Raw genomic sequence first — 23977 nt, forward strand, 5'->3', positions numbered from 1 at the left:
AGACTTTGCTCAACTGTTGATTTTTAACTCATAACGATTAACAACTCATGCCTCAAAATGTGACCGCTTTGCCACAGCAGATAATCCATCGTACAGTTTTAGATAATGGCATTGTTGTAATTGTTGTCGAAAATTCAGCAGCAGATATTATTGCGAGTCGCCTATTTATTCGAGCGGGTAGTCAGTGGGAGCCAAGGGAAAAAGCAGGACTATCTCATCTACTCTCAACTGTAATTACCAAAGGAACCGCGCAGCTTTCATCCTTGGAAATCGCCGAACGAATTGAGTCAGTGGGGGCAAATCTCAGCGCTGATGCGTCTACCGATTATTTTTTACTATCTCTGAAGACCGTTTCTGCTGATTGGTCTGAGATATTGCAGCTAGCTGGACAGATGTTGCGATCGCCTAGTTTCCCAGAAGCTGAGGTAGAACTAGAAAGGCATCTCACACTTCAGGATATTCGTTCTCAAAAAGAACAACCCTTTAGTATCGCCTTTGAACAGTTGCGGCAGGTCATGTATCAAGACCATCCCTATGCTGTTTCAATTCTAGGCACAGAAGCCACCGCCTCTCGTCTGAATCGTGCTGACTTGGAGTTACATCATCAGACCTATTTCCGACCTGACAACATGGTGATTAGCATCGCTGGTCGTGTAACACCAGAACAGGCAGTCGAACAGGTTAAGCAAGTATTTGGGGATTGGCAATCTCCCGCAACCCCTTTGCCAATACAACCCTTACCCTCAATTGTGTCCCAACCCAGCCAAGTCGTGACACCGCAAGAAACGCAGCAGTCAATCGTGATGTTGGGTTATCTCGCTTCTCCTGTACAAGCTCAAGACTATGCTGCACTGAAACTGCTGAATACTTACCTGGGTAATGGTCTTTCCAGCCGTTTGTTTGTTGAACTACGGGAGAAAAGAGGTTTAGCCTACGATGTCTCAGCCTTTTACCCAACGCGCCAGTCGGCTTCTACCTTCGTTGTCTACATGGGTACGGCACCGGAAAATACAGAAACGGCTCTTGTTGGTTTAAGCACTGAGGTAGAACGTCTTTGCTCTACCCCACTAAGTCCTGATGAACTGCAAACTGCGAAAAATAAGCTGCTTGGTCAATACGCTTTAGGTAAGCAAACTAATGCACAGCTTGCCCAAACGTATGGTTGGTACGAGACATTAGGTTTAGGGATTGAGTTTGATACTCAGTTTCAGCAAGATGTTGCCAACGTTACTCCTGAAATGGCTCAAGCTGTTGCTAGACTCTACTTCCTTGAACCGTATGTCTCTGTAGTTGGACCCGCTGAGGCAATCAATAAGCTGATGGCTGATAGCTGACCGTTAACGGCTATGAAAGGGGATTCATTCCCTTTATCCGGGATTGTGGCGTTGGATGCTGCCCTAGATTTGCTTGATGATGTAGGAACTGAGGGAACTTGTAGCGATCGCCTTAGGGAAACTCTGATGAGTAAAACAAAAGCTGGTATAGAATAGGTCAAACTTCCTTCTGCCATCTGATCAGGATGACCGCAGCAAGTGAGAGAATCGTTTTGGAGTGAGGTAGAGGATTGGCGGCAATGGGTAAAAGCCTAATGCTAGGTATCACTAATGCTAGCTGTGTCGTCCAGGGGGGGGTTTTCTGTTTGCTTGCGCTCAACTTTGGAAAACCAACTGTTGCTGTTGAAATCAATTCAGTTATCCCAATGGTGGCGCAAGCCACATCGGCAACTACTGTCAACCGCCCAACTCTTCAACTCGGTAGTGAAGGGGCGGCTGTGTCTGAACTTCAAGCTGCTCTCAAGCTTTTAGGCTATTACACCGATACCGTTGATGGTGTCTATCGAGAAAGTACGGCAAGCGCTGTTTCTTACTTTCAACAAGCCGCTGGCTTAAATGCCGATGGCATCGCAGGACCTGCAACTTGGAGTCGTCTCTTTCCCAGTATCTCTTCAGTACAGCAGACTCCTGCAACATCCTCTTCAACTACGCCAGCCTCTGGGTTTCCAGTTCCCTCATCCCTCCAAACCACAAATACTCGCCCCAGCACCATACCGACAACGGGGCAGGTTAGCCAAGTAGGACAAATCCCAGCACCCATTGCAACGAATGTTACTTTGCCAATTCTCCGGGAGGGTATGCAAGGACCAGCTGTAGTCCAGCTACAACAGCGGTTGAAAGCTCTAGGCTTTTTAGGAGGAACCATCGATGGTGTCTTTGGAACAGCAACTCAATCTGCTGTGATCGCCGCTCAACAGAACTTCCAGCTTGAACCTGATGGAGTTGTGGGTTCTGCGACTTGGAGAGCACTGCTGCGTTAAGGATTTCTCCTCAGGGAGAAGCGGCGACAATAGGTGTTCTAGATTTAGAGATTTCTATAAAAAGAAAGCCCTCTTGAGGCAGTAAAGAGGGCTGGCTTCTACACTCATCCTTAGAGCTTAATGATGTAGTGTGAATAATTTGTGAACTGGGGTATAAATATTTCCTACCAGATTGGATTCACTCGTGAGACTACTCACACGTAGGGGAACGCTTTAACATAGCAGTCGCTAAGGCGATTAGGCTCTCGCTCTCATACTGAAACCAGGACTCGTCAATATGCATCCCTTCTGCCCTCTGCCTTTTGCTATACAAGCGCGGTAGAGCAATTCTCTAAGTCTCACGGCCTGAAGATAATGTCGCAGACTACAGGATAATAGAAAAATACCCTCCCAAACCTTTTATTGAGAGAGTATTTACGGCAGTGCCTATACAAATAAAAGCGTATTGACTCAGTGTGAATAATTTGTGAATGGGTGGCGATCGCTTACCACTTCTTCAAAACAAAGCCCAGCAGATCAACAGCTGGGTTTTTTAGTATGCTTTTGACTGATAGCTATTTGCGCTCTTCACACACTTAGTATTGCCAGGAATTTTCACAATTTTCTCTCATGATGGGACAGTATTTTTTCTGGCTCACCCATTTCCCCTTACCTTAATAGTGACGCTAATCAACACGTCCTGATACCAAGCTGCGGTCAAACGTAGTACTTTCTCTTTCTCCCTATCTCCCCATTGCTGGGTCTACTATCTTTGAATGCAACTCGGTATGAGCCAACGCTACCGTTTAGTTTTGCACTGATCTACTTCTATTGAGGGAGGCGCAGCAGCGATTACCTGCTCTACGATGATTCCTAAGCTATACCCAGTACTCGCGACATCTTCAACAAAGCGAATGCGCTTGTAAAGTAGTAGCCCATGTTACAGGGAGTCTTGATACACAAAAAAGCACCCTCTTGGTGACAACTACAGAGGGCGCGTTGAACTTCTAAGCTAATAACAGCATAATACTCACTAAGTTGTGAATAATTTGTGAATTGCCATAACCGCTTCAGGGTAATTTTCATAGGTTACTAGAGCCAGGGAAAAAGAGTGAGTCCTGAAACGAGCAATACCAAGGAAGATGCTTCACTTCGTGATCGCTTTTTAAGCCACAGTTCGCCTCAAGCATAGACTTTAGACGAGAACTAGTAACATCCGAAAATTGAAGAGATTAAATTAAGGTCTTGAATCAAGGGTAACTTCTTTTAAGACCAGACTCTCTATAAGCTTGTCAATAACTATGAATAAAAGCGTTTTCTCTACTTCCTACTTCTCGCTTCTAAGAGGGTCATCAATAACCTCAATCTTTCGGTGTAGGGAAGAATCTTTTTCTAGATAGAGCGGTTCATCTTCTTAAAGCGGATATCTTTAGCTATACAGGACATAAGACTCAAGCTAATTATTAAAGAGGATTGAAAAAGCAGTTTACTCACAGATTTAAGCGAAACATCTGCGTCCTGACCTGTATTAGCGTTCCATTCAAACAAGGTCTAATCAGATGAATACCGATAAAACTCAGATGGTTCAAAATACTAATGAGCGTGTAGGCAGGCTTAATAAGCTTGCTTACCGTGATGGTTATTTGCATGGTATGGAACAAGAACGTCAAAGTCAGGAAGAAATGCGTGTCAATCAGAGCATCCGCGACAACAATAACGCGGCTAGTGGCTTGCTGCTAGGCATTGTAATTACTGCACTTGCTGGACTGCTAGGCGGAGCTATATTTTTACTAACGCATCAAAATCAGCCGTCAATGGTACCCGTAAATACAGCTCCGGCACCTATCAATAGCCAGTCTTAAAGTCTTAGAAAAGCAATAGGCGCTAACCAGCAGGTAAGTTTTTTAGCGACTCAATAAGGACAGCGAAACCCACTTCAATTAGATGCTCTAAGCTACTTCTCTAAATCCATATAGTTAGTGCTTTAAAGTTCGTTCTACTGTTTAAAGAAGTGCATCACATTTGATTAAGTCTTGGCTTCAATTATCAGGAAGTCTCTAACAATTCATCTTCTTCAATAGCTAGTTAATCACTTTTTAGGAACAAAAATGGACAACCTACAAAATCGTACAACCAACAATCCCAGTAGCCATCCCAAAACTGGACAAAATCTCAACACGAACGTTAAAGCGCCTACTCCTGGTGCTGTATCCTCCTATAGAGATGGCTACGTCCATGGTCGTGCTTCCGAGCGTAGCCTTGAACAACAACGCCAGGAAGAGCGGGATGAAAAAACAGCGGCGCGTGGTTTAGTAATAGGCATTGCTCTCACCTCTCTGGTAGGTTTGGTTGTTGGTAGCCTGTTCTTTCTAAACCAGCAACAAGATTCACAAACACCTGTACTTGTGCCTGCACCCAGTGCGCCTCAAGAACCGATCCGAGAAACAACCATTATTGAAAGAACTCAAGAAGTTCCGGTTATTAACCAGGAACCACCAGCAGCACCTCAAGAAACCCAGCCTGATATCCAAATAACTATTCCAACTCCTGAACAACAGCAAAGCCCAGCTCAACAAAATACAACGCCTGAAGTCGCACCACCTAGTGCTACACAGCAGAACGCAGCACCTCAAGCTTCACCAACGCTGCCTCAAAACTCGTCTCCCAGTAGCACTTCTACAACGAATCAAGCCTCGCCCACCGAAACCGAAAACCAGATTACCACTGGCACTTCTACAACAACACAACCGAACACGGCAAATCAGGCGTCACCAGAACAAAGTCAAAGCCAGTCTCAATCTGGTACTTCTGGTTCACCTCAATAAAACAGTGAAACACTTGCTCGTAGTAGTGCTAACCAAACGGTGAAACTATGGGATGTCAGCATTGGTGATTTGTAGAGATGCAATGCATTGTCATTGCGTCTCTTGCAATCGCGTTGGGCAAGAGAGAAAATTAGGTCGGTTTTTCAGCACGTCTGCCAGTATTGACTAGCACAACTCCTGAAAGAACTATAGCGCCACCAATTAGCGAGAGAATAGTTGGCACCTCAGCCAGCCAAACCCAAGCAATGAAAATCGCTAACACTGGCACCACATAGATTAGTGTTGCAGCACGGGAAGCAGGAATCTGTGCCAGGACATAAGCCCAAGTCGCATAAGCGATCGCACTAGGAAACACTCCTAAGTAGATTACGGCAATCGTTGCATTAATGGGCGCTGTCGGTAAGGCTCGCAGCAAGCTGGGGAGGAAAGGTGTCAAAAATAGTGTTCCTGCCCAAATGCTATAGGTGGTGAGTTGGAGAGGGCTGTACTTTTTGAGATAAGGTTTTTGTAGAATCATCCAACCACTATTAGACACAGCCGAGAGCAGAATAAGCAAAGCCCCAAAGTCCAAGCTAAATCCCTTAGCTTCTCCCCCTGTAATCACTACGGCTCCAGTAAAACTGACAGCAATTCCAATCCACCGCCGAAAACTCAGCCGTTCTCCCAAAAAAGCGATCGCAAGAAGTGCTGTAAACACAGGAGTTGTGTTCACTAGCAAACTCGCTGCACCTGCTGTTACCGTGAGTTGTCCATAGTTCAGTAATAGGTGATAGGCGGTAATTCCCAAAAATCCAATAATCGCGATCGCACCCAAGTCTTGTTTCTTGGGCAAAGGCATCCGAGTAATTACAGCGTACACAGCAAGCACAACTGAGGCAACCAAGAACCGCATGAGAGCAATTTGTCCCGGCGTATAAGCTGATAAACTGGCGCGAATACCAGCAAACGCCGAAGCCCAGCATACAAGAGTAACAGCGGCTGCAACTAACGTGCGCTTGTCAAGCTGTGTTTTCATTTCTTTTCAATCAAACAGATAGCGGCTTTCTTCAAATCGGGCGGTGAGTTACAAAATTCTTTGATAGGCGCTCATCGCTACAGCGTCACAACCTTTACCCGATTTTTCTAAACCTACAGTTAAATTGGGTTGTTGCTCTTCCTCCCATTGAGTGAGCTATCTAATAAACATCCTTGAGATACAATTTTCTAGAACTGTCTTAGTTCCCTTTTTAAGGGTGTTGTTTTTTTAGATATCAGTTAAATAAATTTTCTATAGTTTCCGGATTGAACCTTGTAAGTTTGTACTACTAGTCAAATCGGGATGCGATGACTACTTTATTAGTAATCTGTATCATTTTTAAAGCTTTAATTAAGATTAAAAAAATACAAGCATATTAAAACTTGTTTTACCATTAAATGTTGTTGAAGGAGAGTGTATGGAACGATCTACAAAAAGCAATAGTAGACTACTCACACGAGTTCTCCAGACGATTCCCTTAGGGACGGCTTTGTTTATTGCGATCGCTCCCCAGCCATTACAGGCGCAACCTATAGAAGCAGCAGATGGTACTGGCACTTTGGTTAACGCTAATGACAACCAATTTGACATCACAGGCGGTAGCCAATCAGGAGCAAATTTATTCCACAGCTTTCAGCAGTTTGGTCTTAACGATGGGCAGATTGCTAACTTTATCTCTAACCCAACTATCCAAAATATCCTCAGTCGCGTTGTTGGTGGCAATCCTTCTGTAATTGATGGCTTAATCCAAGTCACAAACGGCAACTCTGATCTTTACTTGATGAACCCATCAGGGATAATCTTTGGCGGTGGTGCCAGTCTGAATGTCCCTGCATCCTTTACAGCTACGACTGCGACGGGGATTAGACTTGGCGATAACTGGTTTAGTGCTTCAGGTACCAATAACTATACCTCGCTATTAGGTAGTCCCACAGGGTTCGCCTTCAGAGCCAGTGAGCCTGGGAGTGAATCAGGTTTAATTGTTAATCTTGGAAACCTGAATGTAGAGCAGGGAAACTTAACTTTACTAGGCGGCACTATCCTCAACACAGGAGATCTCTCAACACCAAATGGTCAAATTACAGTAACAGCCGTTCCTAACGAGAACCTCGTGAGGATTACTCAGGAAGGACAATTGTTGAGTCTGGAGATTGAGCCACTTGGGGCAGGTACTCAACCTAACGACTGGACTTTACCGATTCTCTCTTTACCCGAACTACTAACTGGCGATGAAACAGATGATACTCAAGGAATTTTTGTTGAGGGTGATGGCACAGTAGAACTGTATAGCTATAGCTCTTTTTCCTATGTACTGACAGTTAACGCAGACGGTTCTGTAGAAGTGGCAGATTCTAGTTTGGTGTCAGCTGGTCAAAGCGGTACAGTTCTTATGTCTGGCACTGAGATTGCTGGAGAGAATTTGAGCTTACAAGCTCAGGGTGACTTGGTGATTGGCAATAGCCAACTAGTCTCAAGCGAAAACCTACAGCTACTGGCACAGGATACAGTGCAAGTAGAGAGTACTCAATCTGAGATCTTTATCGCTCAATCTGAAGGAGATCTATCGATTCAAGGTAATAATGGCATCACTATCCAAGCTCCTGAGCAATGGTTTCAAAGTGGCGAGAATTTAAGCCTAATTAGTGATGGTGTAATTACAGCTAATATCAACTTTGCTAGTGGTGGTGATTTTTCAACTCTCAACTTGTTAGACGAACCTGCCGACTTCGAGTTCACGGCAGCTAGTTCAACAGGTATCATCAGCTCACAAGGAGATGTCAGCTTTGGTGATTACGAGGGGGTAGCCCTTAAAGTTGAAGCACAAGGAAGCATTACTGGGGGAAATATCAGGATTACAGGAGCTAATACTGCCCTGCTTGGTAATGATGATCTGACTACACCGACTGTGGCGACAGATCCAGATGTTTCCATTTTAGCAAGTAGCCCAGCCTTGATTTTGCGAGCAGGTGTTACTGAACTCGAAAACCTGCTAAATACTCCTCAGCTAGGTATACCTGATTTAGGAACCGATTTCATATCTACTGGAGAACCGTCAGCACTAGGAAGCATTACAGTCGGAAATATTGATACCTCTGTTGGAGAAGATGGTGGACCTGTAATTATGTCTGCCACAGGCGATATCATCACTGGCAACATCAATACTTCTGACCCAAGCAATTTTGATAACCCTAACCCTATTGTTAACGGCTCCGTAAACTTATCTGCTACAGGCAACATCAACACGGGACAAATTGTGACTATAGAGGGTAGCCTGGGTTCTTCTGGTAGTAATGATAATGGAAGTTCTGTAACTCTATTCTCTACAGAAGGCAATATTGTCATAGATTCAATCTTTACAGGAAGGGGTGGAGTTGACATTACAGCCTACGGTCTTTTTCAAGCGACAGGTGGGCGTCAGAACGACGATTCCTTCCGCGAAAATGTGAACTTGAGTGAAAATCCTGATTTACTCAATTTTCTGGTTGAGAAAACAGGACGCACAGCAGAGTCATTGCTAGATGATCCGGGTTCAGTGCAGGTGTTTACTCCTAGTTCGATTCCAGTCAGTATCTTCGCTATGAATGGTAGCGATACAACGATTACCATTCGCCATGGAGGATCCTCTGAACCGAGTAGCGATCGCATTAGTATTCAGGGTGGAGATGCACAATTTGTTGTCGGTCCTAATGTTATCCCTGGGAGCGGTGATGCATTTATTCCTGCATTTGGAGGTGTTGTTGATGATGCAGATTATCCTTACACTAGCCTGAGGAGAAATGAAACCTACTCACTGCGTACAATCCCAGATGGTGTGAGTGGGACTGCCGGAGCAATCATTATCGGTAATACAGATGCCTCTATTACTACGTCTCTTCGAGATATCCCATTCAACCCAATTGATGATGGTGATGGTGGTACCCCAATTGATGATGGCGATGGTGGCATCATTGGCGATGGCGATGGCGGTACCCCAATTGATGATGGTGACGGCGGACTAATTAGCGACGGCGATGGCGGCACCCCAATTGATAACGGCGATAGTGGAATCATCAGTGATAATGATGGCGGCAGTGACACGGATGACTTGGATACTGATAGTGTTCAAGCTTCCGCCCAAATCTTAGAGCAGCAAACTCGCTCATCCCGGCAACAAAACTTATGCCAACGGCTTCAGGAGAACTCACAGGCGCTAACTGAAGACGAGCAGCTTGAGGCAGAGGAATGCAAGGAACTAGAGTTGATTCAAAGGCAAAACTCTGACCCAAGCCTCCTGCGTATCGAGTTACAACTGCCACCAGAATAAGTGATGCAACCCTCAAGAACGATTGGTTTCGCGGCATTTGTCACGCTCTTTGTCACCGTTTCATTATTCTTAGCTGTTCGCTCCACTGTAGTATTCTCAGCATCACCGACATCAGCCCAAACGCCAGAAGACCCGCGCCAAGCGCAAGCTGAACAACTATACCAACAGGGTATTAAGCAGTATCAGCAGGGTCAACTTGAAGCAGCTATTGAGTCCTGGCAAAAAGCTCTCCCTATCTACCAGCAACTCCAGAACCGTCAGCGAACGAGGGCTGTAGTCGGTACTCTAGGAGCGACTTACCTGATGTTAGGAGATAGTCAGAAGGCAATTGAGTTCTCCGAGCAGTTTTTGACCCTTGCTAAAGAAATGGGCGATCGCTCCAGTATTGGACAAGCCCTTGGCAATCTCGGTATGGCATACAAAGGCATAGGTGAATATGTCAAAGCCATTGAATTTCATCAGGAAGCCCTAGCGATTATGCGGGAACTCAAAAACCGTCAGGGAGAAGGACGGGTTCTCGGAAATTTAGGTAGTGCTTTTGAAGGCTTGGGAGACTATGAAAAAGCGATCGCCTCCTATCAAGAAAGTTTGACAATTTCGCGAGAAATCAATGACCGCTTAGGAGAAGGCACAGCACTAGGAAAGCTAGGAGCGATGTACGCTAACTTGGGTGAGTACGACAAAGCCCTTGAATCTTACAAGGAGAGCTTGAGTGTAGTACAAGCAATTGGTGATGCCCTTGGAGAGGGTTACACTCTCCGAAATCTGGGAATTGCCCAGCAAGTTCAGGGCGACTTGACCCAAGCCATTGAATCCTTCACGAAAGCCTTGTCCATTGCACAGGACATTGGCGATCGCAAGTTAGAGGCGGAAACTCTTGGAAGCTTAGGACTAGCTTATGAAGACAAACGGGATTTCAGCCAAGCAATTGAACATCAACAGCAGAGTTTAGCGATCACACAAGCAATTGGCGATCGCCGATTGGAGGGAGTCGCTCTCAATAACTTGGGACACGCTCTATTCAACTCTGGCAATCTCAAGGAAGCTGAGAACAAACTACGAGACGCTGTGAAAGTCTTAGAATCTCTCCGTCCTGGATTGACTGATGCTAATAACGTATCTATTTTTGATACTCAAGTTCTTACCTACAACCTGCTGCAACAAATCCTCATTGCTCAAGATAAATTTGAAGCCGCCTTAGAGATTTCGGAGCAGGGAAGAGCGCGTGCTTTTGTGGAATTGCTGGCAAAGCGTCTATCTCCAGAAGCGGCTCTAGAATCAGCAAAGTCTAAGCCACCAACTATTGAGCAAATTCAAGAAATCGCTAAAACACAACAAGCAACACTGGTCGAATATTCGATTGTTCCTGATGAAGCATTCAAGGTTCAAGGTAAGCTTCGAGGTGAACCATCTGAACTGTTGATTTGGGTCGTTCAGCCAACTGGAAAAGTAACATTTCGTCGAGTTGACCTCAAGTTCTTACGACAATCGCAAAAACAGGCAGCAGATAATGCTCTAACAGCCTTAGATGAACTCGTTAACACTAGCAGAATATTGCAAGGTCCTCGGCTTCGCCGTGGAGAGGCGGCAAGAAAGCAACTGCATCAACTACTAATTGAACCAATTGCTGAATTTCTCCCGACACATCCTGAAGCGCGTGTCATTTTCATCCCCCAAGAATCCCTGTTTTTATTACCCTTTGCAGCACTACAAAATGCTTCGGGTCAATACCTAATTGAGAAGCATACAATCTTGACCGCTCCAGCCATTCAGGTACTGGATTTAACACACCAACAACGGCAACGCTTAGAGACACAATACAAGGAACCGCTTCAAGGAAAGGAGGTTTTAGTTGTAGGCAATCCCACAATGCCAACACTCAAGTTTGGGGAAACGGTTGAGCAATTGACACCATTGCCAGGTTCTGAAGAGGAAGCCAATGCGATCGCATCCTTATTAAACACCAAGCCACTCATCGGCAACCAAGCGACTAAAGTCAATATTGTGCAACAACTGCCCAAAATGCGTGTTGTTCACCTAGCAACACATGGGTTACTTGATGACATTAAAGAATTAGGTGTACCTGGTGCGATCGCGCTTGCTCCCTCAGAGAATGACGATGGCTTCCTCACGGCTGGAGAAATCTTAAACTTAAAGCTCAATGCGGAGTTAGTTGTCCTTAGTGGCTGTCACACGGGACAGGGAAAGATTACAGGTGATGGTGTCCTTGGGCTATCTCGTTCTTTAATTACCTCTGGGGTGCCAAGTGCGATCGTCTCTCTGTGGGCGGTGCCTGATACTGCCACGGCTTTATTAATGACCGAGTTTTATCGTCAGCTTGCCCTCAATACTGATAAAGCCCAAGCCTTACGAAGCGCGATGCTCACAACGATGAAACAATATCCCCAACCCATAAACTGGGCAGCATTTACACTAATTGGTGAAGCAAGTGGGAGCGGTTGATATTAGGAGGGGTTGATGTTGCAAGCCGAGGCAATTCTAGAGTTTTGGTTTGGTAAGCCGGATGAGGCAGATTATGGAAAGTCCCGGAAAGTTTGGTTTACCAAAAACCCAGAGTTTGATGATGAAGTGCGATCGCGTTTTCTCAACGTTCATAACCAAGCTGCAGCAGGTAAACTAAACGACTGGAATGCCACACCTCAAGGGTGTCTCGCGCTGATTATCCTGCTCGATCAGTTTCCTCGGAATATGTTTCGTGGTCAACCACAAGCCTTTGCTACTGACCCACAAGCTCTTGCTTACGCACGACACGCAGTTACTCAAGGCTTTGACAAAGAGCTGCCTAAACTGCAACGCTGGTTTGTCTATCTACCTTTTGAACACAGTGAGAATCTTGCAGATCAGCATCGGTGCGTTGAGTTGTGCGAACAACTCGGTGATGAACCTGAAATGCGTGAGGCAGTTGATTATGCTTACCGCCACCTGAGAGTAATTGAGCGCTTTGGGCGCTTCCCCCATCGCAACCGGATTCTTGGTCGAGAGACAACTCCAGAAGAAGCGGAATTTCTCAAGCAACCGGGTTCATCGTTTTAAGTTGAGAGACATTTCGGTGAGTTTGCTGATAGTCTGGTTTTTTGTCAGTAGTCAGTTGTCCCTTTCCCATTGCCAATAACCAATGACTCATGACGAATCGAGAGAATCTGTGCCAACTACTCCTGCAACTTGAGGGTCGTAGTTACAAAGCTTATCGAGATATCAAAGGACGTTACCAGTTTCCTGATTTCACTCTAATTATTGACCGTGTTCAGGGTGACCCTTTCGCCACTCCTAGTCAAGTACGAGTACAGCTACCGCAATCGGTTGCGGGTTTTCCTCCTCAGCTTTATCAAACCCCATCTCGTGAAGTTGCCTTACGAGATTACCTAACTCGTTCGTTTTACCATACTGCACAGGACATCAGTGGTCGTCGGGGTACGGGTAATAGTGGACTAATTGCGATCGCTCGTGTCGGACAATCTGTACTTGAGCGTACCACCGCGTTTATTTCGGATGAATTAGTAGAAGTGCGCTTCATTGTTGGCTTACCAGCACATGGGCGAAGTATTGTAGGGCGGCAGGCAGCCCAAATGCTGTGCGATGATATTCCCCAGATTGTTGACCAAGCTACCAAGTATCGATCACTAGATGCAACCGCAATTCTGCATCATGTCGAAACGGTTGAAGATGCAGACTGGTTGCGTCAGCAATTGGATGAGCGAGGATTGGTGGCGTTCATTCCTGATGGTGCAATTTTGCCTCGGCGTAGTGGTGTTGATGAACAACCTTTGCTCAATGATGCAGTAGCATTCCAATCCCCGGAGAAGTTGAGAGTCGAGTTCACTTGTCCGAATCGGGGTTTGATTACTGGTATGGGGATTCCTGCGGGTATCACTCTAATTGTTGGTGGTGGTTATCATGGCAAGTCTACTCTACTTAGAGCGATTGAATTAGGAGTCTACAACCATATTCCTAATGATGGGCGAGAACTGGTTGTTACTCAGCCAGCAGCAGTGAAGATTCGTGCTGAAGATGGACGCAGTATTGCGAGTGTCGATATTTCACCCTTTATTAACCAGTTACCTCAAGGTCGATCTACTCGTGAATTTTCGACAACCAATGTCAGTGGTAGTACTTCCCAAGCGGCAAATATCATGGAGGCACTGGAAGTTGGGACACGGTTACTGTTGGTAGATGAAGATACGGCAGCAACTAACTTTATGATTCGCGATCGCAGAATGCAGCAGTTGATTGCTAAAGACAAAGAACCGATCACACCGTTCATCGACAAAGTGCGACAACTATATAACGACTACGGTGTTTCGACAATTTTGGTCATGGGTGGGAGTGGCGATTACTTTGATGTAGCGGATACTGTGATTGCGATGGAAAACTTCCAACCTAGCGATGTTACTGAGAAGGCTAAAGTGATCGCTAAAGCTAACAGTACAGAACGCACTCCCGAAGGCGGCGAACAGTTTGGGCAAATTACGCCGCGTGTACTGTTACCAGAGAGTATCGACCCTAGTCGCGGTCAACGGGATGTAAAGTTGAAAGTCCGAGATGTAGACGAAGTAGTATTTGGTACCCAGGAGATTGACTTATCGGCAGTAGAGCAGATTGTGGAGACAGGGCAATTAAGGGCGATCGCAGAAGCTATAGTGTATGCTAAGCGGCACTATGTTAATGGGCATAGCACGTTGCCAGAAATTCTTGATCGCGTCATGGTAGATATTGAGCGACAGGGATTAGATATACTAACTCACTTCCCTCAAGGAGACTTAGTACTATTCCGCCGCTTTGAGCTTGCGGCTGCACTCAATCGCTTACGAACTCTGAAAGTGCGGTAAGCTGCCCTTTTAACTTCCAATCAGTTAATTGAATAGGGAATACACTAAATCAATGCGTTCCGATACTCAACTCCTCCCTCACCTCAGCGCTAAACAGGTGCGAGAGAATGGCAAGCAATATTACGTTGATGCCCAAGGTGCAAAGCTCCCAAGCGTTACAACCATTCTTAATGCCACTAAGCCACAAGAGGATAGAGACAGATTATTCAATTGGCAACAACGAGTTGGAGTAGCTGAAGCCAAGCAAATTTCGGGGGCGGCTTCGCGACGGGGTACAGGAACGCATAAGCAAATTCAACGCTATCTCGAAGGCAAAGATTCTCCTTGTCCTGATGCTATTCAACCCTACTGGCAAAGCATAGAACCAATTTTGCAAGATATCAGCCATGTCAGGTTGATAGAAGGTACTGTTTTTAACTATGACTTAGGCTATGCAGGAAGAGTAGACTGTGTTGCTAGCTTTAGGAATATTCCCTGTATCTGTGAGTGGAAAACGGCGGACAAACCTAAAGGTTCAGTAGAGCGTTTGTACGATTATCCTCTGCAAATTGCTGCTTATTGTAGTGCTGTAAATCATTATTACCAAGACTATGATATTAAGCTGGAGCATACGATGCTTGCTGTAGCAATTCCAGGACTACCTGCTGAATTGTTCTGGTTTGAACCTGAAGTGATGCAGACTTTCTTGCAGCAATGGGAGGAGCGAGTTGCGGCATTTTGGAAGCGTAGAAGTTAACTAATACCACACAAGTAAAGTGTTATTTTTTTTCTGATTATTATTTATTTTTCTTTTTAACAAATAACAAATAACAAATAACAAATAACAAAAACTACCATGTCCAGAGCCAATATCATTCAGCCAGATCAGTCCTACACTTTTGCTGACTACTTCAAACTAAACTTTGCCCCGCGAGACATCCTGGCATACTTTGATGCAACCCTTCAAAAACAGCATCTCGACTTTCCCCGCTCTGAACGCCACCTCGATCGCTTAATCGACTTGAAGCAGCGGATTGAAGAGAGCCTACCCCTGCTTACTCTCACCAGTGAAGCAGCTCGCCGGGAATTCTTGATTGCTCCTGTCCTGACAGATGTTCTGCATTATACCCAAGCAACTTTGAATGTTGAGTACCCTGTTGCGGTTAGTAATCAGTTAAAAGGTTCTCTCGATTATTTCTTGCAAACTCAGCAAACTGTACTGGTTATAGAGGCAAAAAATGAAGACTTAGAACGTGGCTTCGTGCAGTTAGCTGTCGAATTTATTGCTCTGGATCAATGGTTGGATTCAGAGCAAGCTGTCTTGCAAGGGGCTGTTTCTACCGGAACTATCTGGCAATTTGGGACTTACAATCGTCAAACCCGTCAGGTGTTTCAAGACTTAAACTTGTATCGTGTTCCGGCTGATGTCGAAGACTTGCTTCGCATCCTCGTTCATTTACTAGAGTTCTGATACCAAGTTCAAAAATGTTTGCGGCAGATGGAAAGCAGGGGAAGCAGGGGGTGCAATTTGTAGCAGTCATTCATTCAGACTAGAAAAATTGAGATTATGCTTCAAATGTCCACTCTTGTGTACCAATTTTGATGACATTTCCAGGCGTGAGCCAGAATTGTTGATTGGGAGCAAGCCGTTGTCCACCAACATAAGTACCATTGGAACTGCTCAAATCCGTTAGTTGGTATCGGACATTACCCTGTGGGTCAGTAAATTGGCTAATTAAGGCATGGTTGCGCGAACACAGAACATCATCTAGGACGAGAGTGTTGTTGGGTTCGCGTCCAATGGTGAAGGGGTTGGTTGATAAAATGGCGATCGCACCCGATACCCGATGCACCAAACGCGCTTTGGTAACTCCTCCTGTCTCCAGCACCGTCGGGGCAAGCATCGGTCTATCTCGAACTGGCAGACTTGCTTGAACAGGTTGCCCTTCAATCGCAAAAGTTGTCGCTTCTAGAGTGGCACCGAGGGCAGGTTCATTGGCGTTAGGGTCACGACCAGAAACAATATTTACCTGCTGTACAGGTGGTGGAGGGATTTCTGGACGACCCGCTTGTGCAATCTGCATTTTCAGCGTCGCTTCGTGTTCGGCTTCCTGACGGGCACTCAATCCCTCAACCTGACGAATTATTCCACGAGTTTGAGGGAAGCTGATATCGCTCACTCGCACATCTTCTAAGGCAAAGCCTAAGGCGTAGGATACTTCCGAATGGTCGAGCAAGTACTGCCGGACTTGCACTCGTCCATGAGTTGTTAATTGTTCAACACGCATCTGACCAATTGCAACTCCCAGATTATCCTTAACTGCACTTGTAAGAGCGGCAATCGGGTCGGATAACTCCAAGGCAACCCGCTTCGCATCCACGACTTGGTACATCACATTCAGGGAAACATTAACTAAGTACTGGTCGCGGGATAAAAAGTCTCCCTGAGACACAATCTCTAGGTTCCGAACCTTGGTATCTACCAAAACCAGTTGGCATTGTTCCAGGAAGGGCAGAGCAAAGCTGAAATGACGCCCCGGAATGAGGGTTCGTACTAGCCGACCATTTTTAACTAATAAACCTGTGCGACCTGCCCCAATGAAGTCCATGCTCCAGCCAGCCCAGCGTTCGGGGGTCAGTGTTTGAATCAGCGGGGAAGAATTACCAGACATTGACTATATCCACAGGAGTAATTGGACAAGTGTCTCCCTTTTAACACTAGCAAAGCTTCTCGTCGTTATTGGGCCAGTGCGATCGCGTTTACATTAGCGCTCTTCACAAAATCATTCATTTGGATACAGTCTAATGCGCCCTTAGACAGGGTTGGTTAATAAAAAGCTACAATAAGTTATAAAAGTATACACTTTGTTCTACTTAACTTAGATTTATGCGAAATGCTATCTTCCCTACAAAGGGGCTAATCCACTCACTAATTGACCCCTTTTTAGGAATCCTTATTGCTTCTACACTAATCCTCTTATGGTTAAGCAGTTTGATCGTCCTTCTTTCTATTGATGTTTCTCAGATTCCTCTGATTTGGATAGTACCTGCTGTGCTGGGAAGAGCATTTTTGCATACAGGAATATTCATTACGGCACATGACGCGATACATGGGACTATCTTTCCTCAAAATCGCCAAATCAACGATTTTATTGGCTCTCTTGCAGCAAGATTGTATGTGCTGTTGCCTTACAAAACACTTTCAGAAAAGCATCGGTTGCATCACCGCTTTCCTTCGAGTGAAAAAGACCCCGATTTTTGTGAACGAGGACAAAATAACCCGTTTTTATGGTATGTCAAGTTCATGAAAGAGTACTTAGATGGTAAACAAGCATGGGTTTTACTCATTGGCATGAGCGTCATCTTTTACTCACTGCTTTGGGGGCTACATATTCCGATGAGTAATCTCATCCTGTTCTGGCTTTTACCCCTTTTCCTCAGTTCAATTCAGTTGTTTTACTTCGGCATTTTCTTACCTCATCGCCGACCTAAAGCTGGTTATACTAATCGTCATTGTGCCAAAAGTAGCTACTATTCTATCTTCTGGTCTTTTGTAACTTGCTATCACTTTGGCTACCACTGGGAACATCATGAATATCCTAATCTTCCTTGGTATAAATTACCGTTGGCTGTGAGAAGCTAGATGAATCAAAAGAGCGATCGCACCTCACCTAAGAAGAATGGTACTGACATAAGAGCCTTGAAATAAATTTCACCCCTCAAAGCGATGTCAAGCTAAAGCTTACTACATCAGCCTTCAACCCGTTTTAACGGGTTTTAGCTTTTAGCCCGTTCGCGTTCGCGAAGCGTTCTCGAAGAGTAGCGTTCCCGTTCCCCGTAGGGGTTCCCGAAGGGTAGGGTACTTTAGTTCAGGGCTTAAGTCGAATGGCACTGACTTAAGGAAAATCAGGCAGCAAGCTTACGCTTGAGAACATCACGGTTCGTAACAAGTTGTAAGCCATCAAATGCACATAGATTTCTTTGCGAACCATTTCTGGAGTTTTGCCGCGCAGCAACTCCATACCTAAAGTGGTTTTTAGATGACGTAGATCTACCTCAACTTGCCAGCGCCACTGGTAAAGTTGAGCTAGCTTGGCTTTGGTATAAACCTTGGCATCTACTAAGGTGGTAACCACAATAATTTCTTTGGAGCGAAAACCCTTTTGCTGAATCAGCAGATGCACTTCTCGCACCTGGACTTGAGCAGGAAGTTTGGCAAATTCATCGTGACTCATGCCTGGAGGACGGCGCTTGGGCTTGCTCCAAGTAACGATATGGTCTCCAATCCTTAGTTTTTTGCCCCGTCGAAAGTCACTTTTACGACTTTGATGTTTACGAAACACGCCATCAGCAGAGTATCGCTGCACTAGTACCAAGTCTACATAGCTACCGAAGGCACGGTCGGCTAACACAACATCTCCAGGCACAAGCTTGGGATAGAGTTGGCTCTTCTAGTTAGATTTCATAAAAAAGTTGGTTGCTGAATTTCAATAGTTCCCTTGAAATGCTCAAGCTGGCTCTAGACTGGACACAGACGGTGCAAAAGATTTGTCAACTGCTGCCCATCTTCAAGATAGGTTACGTACTCAGCTTCATCCACTTGAACGTCCTTCCCTTCCATGTCCGCTCCATAGCGCTCTGCCATAACAATGATCAGCGTGTGATTCGCAATGCCTGTACTTTTGCAGATGCGCTGTCCCATAGCCGCATATTCTTGTATCGATTGCCCAACTTGGTTGAGGAGAATCAGGTCAGGGCAAAAACTTCCGCCCTTTGTTCGTTCGATCGCGTCTGCTTCATTGAGCGCGACGACGACATGGTAGCCTTGATTGCGAAGGTTCTGACTTAAGAGGGGTCGAACCTCATCATCCTCTTCGACTAGCAAAATTGTCGGTGGGGTGTAGGTTTCATTCATGCCTAACCTCTGTGCCTAATTCCTAGTAAGCGATCGCGTTCGTTTTTAACGGTTCTAAAACACTCGCAGGAAAATGCTTCTAGTCCAGCCTGGTTGAGGATGTGGATGCGACCCCGATTGTACCGGATTAGATCCCTGTCCTGGAGATTTTGGGCAGCTTGGGTAACTCCAGCACGGCGCACGCCCAGCATATTAGCAATAAACTCATGTGTTAGCCTCAGCTCGTCTGAAGTGATTCGGTCGTGCGCCACAATAAAGACCGCCGCAGGCAAGTTAGAGGGCAATTGAGAAACGATGGTTTCAAATGCTTTGAGTCCTCCGGCTGATGCTCCGATGACGATGATGTCTGGCTTTAACACCCAATGCTCCTTATCGTTGCGGGTTTCAGGCTACCCTAATTTGGTAGGCTAACACGCTGACTGGGCGTGCAACACTTCCTGAAGGGCGAGTTCCCCAATGAGATCCCCGACTTTTTGAAAAAGTCGGGGATCTAAGCAACGGGCAGTGAAGCGATCGCATCAACTAGCACTTTACAGCTACTACACCGTTTCAGGTTTCTTTTGGGACTCTAACCACATACGGTGAGCCGCTTCATCTCCTCCAAACGAATCAACCGAAACTTGACGTTCAGGCATCGGTTTAAGAGGGGCATTGATGGGACTGTGCTTGCAGTAGCAAATTACAATCATGTCAAAATCCATGCCAACTGGAATATCTGGTGTGTAGGTTTCGACCCGTGTAACTTCCCAATCACTCTGACGGTAATGGGTTGATGATTCAGGGTATTTAGACTCAACAAACTGCTCAACTCGGATAAACTCTGGCGGACGGTAGCCAGGTTCAGGTAATGGCTTATCGGAGCAATCGTAATGCTCAAACAGCGTTTTCGTGAGAGAGCCAGAGTGAGCATATTTGCGATCTTTCCATCCGGGTTGACGTTTTTCAGCACGAAAAACAATCCATTTACGCATTAATCTTCCTCCTTTTTGGTGTCGTAATAGGATTTTGGGAACTCAGTTTTTCCTTCAAACACACAATCGACCTCAAGCATGGGATTGCCTGTTTTCTCGACATCAACCAGTTGCCAGCCATATTTCTCAGCCATTTCCTCACAGCAGTCTGGATCGGCTGCTGCATGGCGTGACTTATTTTCGTCTTCGTCGTACCTAGGTTTTGGCATTGCATCGCACCCCTCACACTCCCCAAGTTATCAGTGACAATAGCTAGATAGCCAATCTGCGCTAGCTCTTGTCAGGCGTTGCCCGCCCGCTTTGCTAACAGAGCCACTCCGAAGAGAGCAGCAGCGCTGACGCTCGAAGACTCGCTAACGCTTCGCTATCACTAACGCAGCATAGCCACTAGAATAGCGGCTACCAGACATGACCCCCAGACGCACTTCCAAGAAATCTCAGCCCAACACCTCTGATGGCAAAGTCAAGAGTGACAATCAACAGAACAATCCAGATGAATTATTTCCAGTGGTTGGAATTGGAGCCTCGGCGGGTAGATTGGAAGCGTTTACTCAACTGCTGAATCATTTGCCAACCGATACGGGTATGGCGTTTGTCATGATTCAGCACATGGCTTCAGAGCATGAAAGTGCGTTAAGCGTGATTCTTGGCAGGGCAACCGAGATGCCCGTGCATGAGGCGCAGGATGGGATGGCTGTCGCACCGAATCAAGTTTATGTGATTCCACCGAATGCAAGCATGACTGCAGAAAAAGCTCCTGCCCATCTTCCACTACGGTCTTAAGTCCACGGGCTTTCTCATGTTAGGCACGTCGGAAACGGTGGGTGACTTTACAGACTTGTTTACCCTATGCGACAAAAAAAACAAAATTTATGCCAAAAAGCTGATAGCGACTCGGCTTAACATTGATTTGGCTGACAGTTCCTATCCTTCGGTAACTACCCCCCCTCAAGTCTCTGTGATCGAGCAGCTCCCAAGCGACATGGAATTGCAGAGAGAGGCAGACCGGATTGTCTTGAATTACTATGCCCCGGCAGGTGTTGTGGTAGACATGAACCTGGAGATTCTGCAATTTCGAGGACAGACCAGTCCTTATCTGGAACCCGCTCCGGGTCGGGCAACCTTGAACCTGCTGAGAATGGCAAAAGAAGAATTGCGGCGAGAGCTACAGACTGGAATTTACCAGGCAAGACAGCAAAAGCTGTCGATCAAACGTGAAGGCATACAGGTGAGAGAAGGCGATGCGACTGGGTCGCCGCTACGCGAACGCATCCGGCAGATCACCATTAATATCATTCCGTTCCAAATTGGGGAGACACAAGAGTGTTACGTGAGCAACGATTTGCAGAATCTCCTCAACAGTATCAATATCCCGATTTTGATGTTAGGAGCTGACTTACAGATTCGGCAGTTTACTCCAGCCGTCGAAGGCATTTTCAACCTGATTTCAACGGACATCGGGCGACCGTTGAGCGACATTACCCATAAGTTGAACGTGCCTAACTTAGAGCAAGAGATTTTAGAGGTAATTCGCACGCTCAACTTGAAGGCGGCTGAAATTCAAGATCGAGACGGGCATTGGTATCACCTGCGGATTCGCCCCTATCGGACAATCGACAACAAGATTGATGGGGCTGTGTTGGTGTTGATTGATATTGACAACCTCAAACGTAGTAATGCTCAATTGATGGAAGCGAGAGATTATGCCGATGCGATCGTGGAAACTGTTTGGCAACCTCTGATCGTACTCAATCAAGACCTGCGGGTGATTGCCGCCAGTCGTTCGTTCTATGATGCGTTTCAGGTTGCACCAGTTGAAATAGAGCAGCATTTGATTTTTGAATTGGGCAACGGACAGTGGAACATTCCCCAATTGCGATCGCAGCTAGAAGAAATTCTTGCTAGTAATACCCAGTTTCAAAATTTCCAGGTCGAGCATCAGTTTGAGCAGATTGGGCATAAAGTCATGCGGCTCAAGGCTCGCAAGTTGCCTAGGATTAACAATATACAGATGATATTGTTAGCGATCGAGGACATCACTGAGTCTCATCGGTTAGAGACAGAACCTAGCTAATAAGATTGGTTCAAGTGAAAGGCAGAGCAAAAAAGGGTATTAACAGGTTAGTAAAAAGGTGTGCGGAGCGTACTCTTCTAGTGGGAGTGGAATCCTCCAAGGTGATATTACGTCAAACTGACCTTTTTACCTAAAGTATGTCGGTCTTATTTTTGAATCATTTGGTAATTTAAATCACTGCTCAAAAGTGGTATTTCTTACTAAAAATTTCCTTTCAATAATTAGCAACCTATAGCACTAACTTATTAATCATACGCCAATTTGTGGTATCTAATACCGATAAGCCTCAGTCGCGGAAGTAGGAAATCGGCTGTAATGATGGCATAGCATTAATCTGGCTAATCCCGAAAATTTACAGGATAGAGAAAGCCAAAACTCGACGCTTATTGAGAATGAACCCGACCTTGTTGAAAAGGATTGATAAGCCGCTCTAAATTGTGCTTGAGATGTTTAAACAGTGTGAAATGAGAGTAAGAGAAATTGAACTCTCGTTAGAGGCTCAAGGAGGGCGCTAGGGCGAAATTTTTCGTTAGATCATCAAGGAAAACACGATCACAGAGGTTCAGCAGTTCTACCTCGGTCTGCGTCTGTCGCATCCGCCGCAGGAAATCTCCCGTCTCGTCAACAAACATGGCAATGTAGTTGAGGAACATTTTGAGATAGCCGACGCGCGATCGCATTGGCATGGTTGCTGCCGTGGGGGTTTGCCATAAGCGATCAATATAGTTGCGTACCTCGACTAAAGGAACGGGCGTGAGCGGTTCTCCTCGCAAAGCCTGCCGAATTTGATTAAAAAGCCAAGGATTCCCGATCGCCCAACGTCCCACCATCACTCCCGCCGCGCCCGTTTGAGAAAGCACATCTAGGGCGGTTGTCGCTGAGTGGATATTGCCATTGGCAAGCACTGGACAATCAACCCGTTTGACCGCTTCAGCAATCAAATCATATTTCACTGCCCCGTGGTACATATCTTTCACCGTGCGACCATGCAAACTCAGCAAATCAATGCTGTGGCGATTAATTAGATCGAGAATGGAGTAAAAGGTATCTGTATTTTCAAAGCCTACACGCATCTTGACCGTCAAAAGTCGATCACTGACAGCCGAACGCAGTTCTCTCAAAATCCGATCCACTTTTTCGGGTGAGAGTAGCAATCCACCTCCAACATTTTTGCGATAGATTCTCGGTGCTGGACAGCCCATGTTCAAGTCAACTCCAGCGATATTGTAGTTGCACAGCTCAATCGCTGTTCTAACTAAGTCGGGAATGCTTTCGCCAATCATTTGAGCAAAAATCGGGCGACCCGTGTCGTTTTCGGTGATGGCTGCCAGAAGGCTGCGATTGAGCCTAGAGGTATCATTGACGCGGAAGTACTCGGTGAAGAAGTAGTCAGGACTACCGTAATGGGCAATGACCTTCATAAACCAGTGGTTTGTCACATCCTGCATGGGTGCAAGAGCGGTAATGGGTAGGTCTTTCTGGAGCAATGGGGGGAGCAATACCTGGGACATAGAGATTCCAGCGTTCGACAAAGTCTCACTGTATCAACTAGGGTAGTCGGTAGGGCTTCCTCTGTATGCGCTCGCGCATCACCTCATTGAACACGACCCGGACGGCGTAGTGTGGACTTGGGATGGCACAGTGCGAATCGTTGGCTAGAAACCAATCCTGTTAAGGATTAGGGGGATTAGCCGCAAGGTATAGAACCTTGACAACTGAATGACCATGTAGGTGAGAGTCAATATCCTAGAACC

Annotated in this window: 21 protein-coding genes and 1 pseudogene; 14 read left to right on the forward strand and 8 right to left on the reverse strand. The window is 45.9% G+C overall.

Translation table 11 applies throughout. From position 1 onward, the window contains the following. The first annotated feature begins 47 nt into the window (after window positions 1-47). The 5 genes from H6F98_RS30100 (at window position 48) to H6F98_RS30120 (ending at window position 5118) form a co-directional block, all read left to right on the forward strand. Window positions 48-1334, forward strand: a complete 1287-nt coding sequence (locus tag H6F98_RS30100; RefSeq protein ID WP_192222415.1) for a pitrilysin family protein — start codon at window positions 48-50, stop codon at window positions 1332-1334. Window positions 1335-1346: 12 nt separating this feature from the next. After that, the gene (locus H6F98_RS30105; protein WP_192222416.1) at window positions 1347-1490 is read left to right on the forward strand and encodes a hypothetical protein; all 144 of its coding nucleotides are present in this window, start codon (window positions 1347-1349) and stop codon (window positions 1488-1490) included. A gap of 83 nt (window positions 1491-1573) precedes the next feature. After that, on the forward strand, window positions 1574-2314 hold the full coding sequence (locus H6F98_RS30110; RefSeq protein ID WP_192222417.1) for a peptidoglycan-binding protein: 741 nt from the start codon (window positions 1574-1576) through the stop codon (window positions 2312-2314). Window positions 2315-3852: 1538 nt separating this feature from the next. Continuing rightward, window positions 3853-4155, forward strand: a complete 303-nt coding sequence (locus H6F98_RS30115) for a hypothetical protein (RefSeq protein WP_192222418.1) — start codon at window positions 3853-3855, stop codon at window positions 4153-4155. A gap of 246 nt (window positions 4156-4401) precedes the next feature. Then, window positions 4402-5118, forward strand: coding sequence for a hypothetical protein (locus H6F98_RS30120; RefSeq protein WP_192222419.1), 717 nt, complete (start codon window positions 4402-4404; stop codon window positions 5116-5118). 130 nt (window positions 5119-5248) lie between these two features. Here the strand turns inward: H6F98_RS30120 and H6F98_RS30125 are convergent, their stop codons facing one another. Continuing rightward, window positions 5249-6133: a DMT family transporter gene (locus H6F98_RS30125; protein WP_192222420.1), complete on the reverse strand. Its 885-nt coding sequence runs from the start codon at window positions 6131-6133 to the stop codon at window positions 5249-5251. 418 nt (window positions 6134-6551) lie between these two features. On the opposite strand from H6F98_RS30125, the gene H6F98_RS30130 reads away from it, so the two are divergent. From H6F98_RS30130 to H6F98_RS30155, 6 genes are all read left to right on the forward strand, one after another. Further along, window positions 6552-9437 carry a filamentous hemagglutinin N-terminal domain-containing protein gene (locus H6F98_RS30130; protein WP_192222421.1) on the forward strand — a complete coding sequence of 962 codons (2886 nt, stop codon included), beginning with the start codon at window positions 6552-6554 and terminating at the stop codon, window positions 9435-9437. 3 nt (window positions 9438-9440) lie between these two features. After that, entirely contained in the window at window positions 9441-11900 is a 2460-nt protein-coding gene (locus H6F98_RS30135) for a CHAT domain-containing protein (protein ID WP_192222422.1), read from the forward strand. 15 nt (window positions 11901-11915) lie between these two features. Continuing rightward, on the forward strand, window positions 11916-12491 hold the full coding sequence (locus tag H6F98_RS30140) for a DUF924 family protein (protein WP_192222423.1): 576 nt from the start codon (window positions 11916-11918) through the stop codon (window positions 12489-12491). Between the two features lie 89 nt (window positions 12492-12580). Further along, window positions 12581-14284: an ABC-ATPase domain-containing protein gene (locus H6F98_RS30145; protein ID WP_192222424.1), complete on the forward strand. Its 1704-nt coding sequence runs from the start codon at window positions 12581-12583 to the stop codon at window positions 14282-14284. A gap of 52 nt (window positions 14285-14336) precedes the next feature. Beyond that, window positions 14337-15020 (forward strand): exonuclease, encoded by a 684-nt coding sequence (locus H6F98_RS30150; protein WP_192222425.1) that lies wholly within the window; start codon window positions 14337-14339, stop codon window positions 15018-15020. Window positions 15021-15119: 99 nt separating this feature from the next. Next, window positions 15120-15734 carry a hypothetical protein gene (locus H6F98_RS30155; RefSeq protein WP_192222426.1) on the forward strand — a complete coding sequence of 205 codons (615 nt, stop codon included), beginning with the start codon at window positions 15120-15122 and terminating at the stop codon, window positions 15732-15734. Between the two features lie 94 nt (window positions 15735-15828). Here the strand turns inward: H6F98_RS30155 and H6F98_RS30160 are convergent, their stop codons facing one another. After that, on the reverse strand, window positions 15829-16935 hold the full coding sequence (locus tag H6F98_RS30160; protein WP_192222427.1) for an FHA domain-containing protein: 1107 nt from the start codon (window positions 16933-16935) through the stop codon (window positions 15829-15831). 215 nt (window positions 16936-17150) lie between these two features. Between H6F98_RS30160 and H6F98_RS30165 the strand changes: the two genes are divergently transcribed. Next, entirely contained in the window at window positions 17151-17906 is a 756-nt protein-coding gene (locus tag H6F98_RS30165; RefSeq protein ID WP_192222428.1) for a fatty acid desaturase, read from the forward strand. 289 nt (window positions 17907-18195) lie between these two features. Here H6F98_RS30165 and H6F98_RS30170 read toward each other — a convergent pair. The 5 genes and pseudogenes from H6F98_RS30170 to H6F98_RS30190 all read right to left on the reverse strand — a co-directional run. Continuing rightward, window positions 18196-18705 (reverse strand): annotated as a pseudogene (locus H6F98_RS30170) (IS4 family transposase); the annotation flags it as partial. A gap of 77 nt (window positions 18706-18782) precedes the next feature. Further along, window positions 18783-19178 (reverse strand): hypothetical protein, encoded by a 396-nt coding sequence (locus H6F98_RS30175; RefSeq protein ID WP_192222429.1) that lies wholly within the window; start codon window positions 19176-19178, stop codon window positions 18783-18785. Window positions 19179-19180: 2 nt separating this feature from the next. Next, window positions 19181-19537: a helix-turn-helix domain-containing protein gene (locus H6F98_RS32975; RefSeq protein WP_192222430.1), complete on the reverse strand. Its 357-nt coding sequence runs from the start codon at window positions 19535-19537 to the stop codon at window positions 19181-19183. 180 nt (window positions 19538-19717) lie between these two features. After that, complete coding sequence (locus tag H6F98_RS30185; protein ID WP_192222431.1) at window positions 19718-20149, reverse strand: hypothetical protein; 432 nt, start codon at window positions 20147-20149, stop codon at window positions 19718-19720. Continuing rightward, a complete protein-coding gene (locus H6F98_RS30190) occupies window positions 20149-20358 on the reverse strand; it encodes a hypothetical protein (protein WP_192222432.1) in 210 nt (69 codons plus the stop codon). The genes H6F98_RS30185 and H6F98_RS30190 overlap by 1 nt, the downstream gene beginning before the upstream one ends. 199 nt (window positions 20359-20557) lie before the next feature. Here H6F98_RS30190 and H6F98_RS30195 point away from each other — a divergent pair, with 199 nt between their 5' ends. Next, entirely contained in the window at window positions 20558-20932 is a 375-nt protein-coding gene (locus tag H6F98_RS30195; RefSeq protein WP_192222433.1) for a chemotaxis protein CheB, read from the forward strand. A 16-nt stretch (window positions 20933-20948) separates the two neighbouring features. Continuing rightward, window positions 20949-22223 (forward strand): PAS domain-containing protein, encoded by a 1275-nt coding sequence (locus tag H6F98_RS30200; protein WP_192222434.1) that lies wholly within the window; start codon window positions 20949-20951, stop codon window positions 22221-22223. A gap of 491 nt (window positions 22224-22714) precedes the next feature. Here the strand turns inward: H6F98_RS30200 and H6F98_RS30205 are convergent, their stop codons facing one another. Beyond that, window positions 22715-23734 (reverse strand): tRNA-dihydrouridine synthase family protein, encoded by a 1020-nt coding sequence (locus tag H6F98_RS30205; protein WP_192222435.1) that lies wholly within the window; start codon window positions 23732-23734, stop codon window positions 22715-22717. Window positions 23735-23977: the final 243 nt, after the last annotated feature.

Source organism: Microcoleus sp. FACHB-SPT15 (assembly GCF_014849525.1).
GTDB lineage: Bacteria > Cyanobacteriota > Cyanobacteriia > Cyanobacteriales > Coleofasciculaceae > Symplocastrum > Symplocastrum torsivum.

Coding starts and splice junctions, on each gene's coding strand:
- H6F98_RS30100 (WP_192222415.1), top strand. CDS start 48: ATGCCTCAAAATGTGACCGCTTTGCCACAGCAGATAATCCATCGTACA.
- H6F98_RS30105 (WP_192222416.1), top strand. CDS start 1,347: ATGAAAGGGGATTCATTCCCTTTATCCGGGATTGTGGCGTTGGATGCT.
- H6F98_RS30110 (WP_192222417.1), top strand. CDS start 1,574: ATGGGTAAAAGCCTAATGCTAGGTATCACTAATGCTAGCTGTGTCGTC.
- H6F98_RS30115 (WP_192222418.1), top strand. CDS start 3,853: ATGAATACCGATAAAACTCAGATGGTTCAAAATACTAATGAGCGTGTA.
- H6F98_RS30120 (WP_192222419.1), top strand. CDS start 4,402: ATGGACAACCTACAAAATCGTACAACCAACAATCCCAGTAGCCATCCC.
- H6F98_RS30125 (WP_192222420.1), bottom strand. CDS start 6,133: ATGAAAACACAGCTTGACAAGCGCACGTTAGTTGCAGCCGCTGTTACT.
- H6F98_RS30130 (WP_192222421.1), top strand. CDS start 6,552: ATGGAACGATCTACAAAAAGCAATAGTAGACTACTCACACGAGTTCTC.
- H6F98_RS30135 (WP_192222422.1), top strand. CDS start 9,441: ATGCAACCCTCAAGAACGATTGGTTTCGCGGCATTTGTCACGCTCTTT.
- H6F98_RS30140 (WP_192222423.1), top strand. CDS start 11,916: ATGTTGCAAGCCGAGGCAATTCTAGAGTTTTGGTTTGGTAAGCCGGAT.
- H6F98_RS30145 (WP_192222424.1), top strand. CDS start 12,581: ATGACGAATCGAGAGAATCTGTGCCAACTACTCCTGCAACTTGAGGGT.
- H6F98_RS30150 (WP_192222425.1), top strand. CDS start 14,337: ATGCGTTCCGATACTCAACTCCTCCCTCACCTCAGCGCTAAACAGGTG.
- H6F98_RS30155 (WP_192222426.1), top strand. CDS start 15,120: ATGTCCAGAGCCAATATCATTCAGCCAGATCAGTCCTACACTTTTGCT.
- H6F98_RS30160 (WP_192222427.1), bottom strand. CDS start 16,935: ATGTCTGGTAATTCTTCCCCGCTGATTCAAACACTGACCCCCGAACGC.
- H6F98_RS30165 (WP_192222428.1), top strand. CDS start 17,151: ATGCGAAATGCTATCTTCCCTACAAAGGGGCTAATCCACTCACTAATT.
- H6F98_RS30175 (WP_192222429.1), bottom strand. CDS start 19,178: ATGAATGAAACCTACACCCCACCGACAATTTTGCTAGTCGAAGAGGAT.
- H6F98_RS30185 (WP_192222431.1), bottom strand. CDS start 20,149: ATGCGTAAATGGATTGTTTTTCGTGCTGAAAAACGTCAACCCGGATGG.
- H6F98_RS30190 (WP_192222432.1), bottom strand. CDS start 20,358: ATGCCAAAACCTAGGTACGACGAAGACGAAAATAAGTCACGCCATGCA.
- H6F98_RS30195 (WP_192222433.1), top strand. CDS start 20,558: ATGACCCCCAGACGCACTTCCAAGAAATCTCAGCCCAACACCTCTGAT.
- H6F98_RS30200 (WP_192222434.1), top strand. CDS start 20,949: ATGTTAGGCACGTCGGAAACGGTGGGTGACTTTACAGACTTGTTTACC.
- H6F98_RS30205 (WP_192222435.1), bottom strand. CDS start 23,734: ATGTCCCAGGTATTGCTCCCCCCATTGCTCCAGAAAGACCTACCCATT.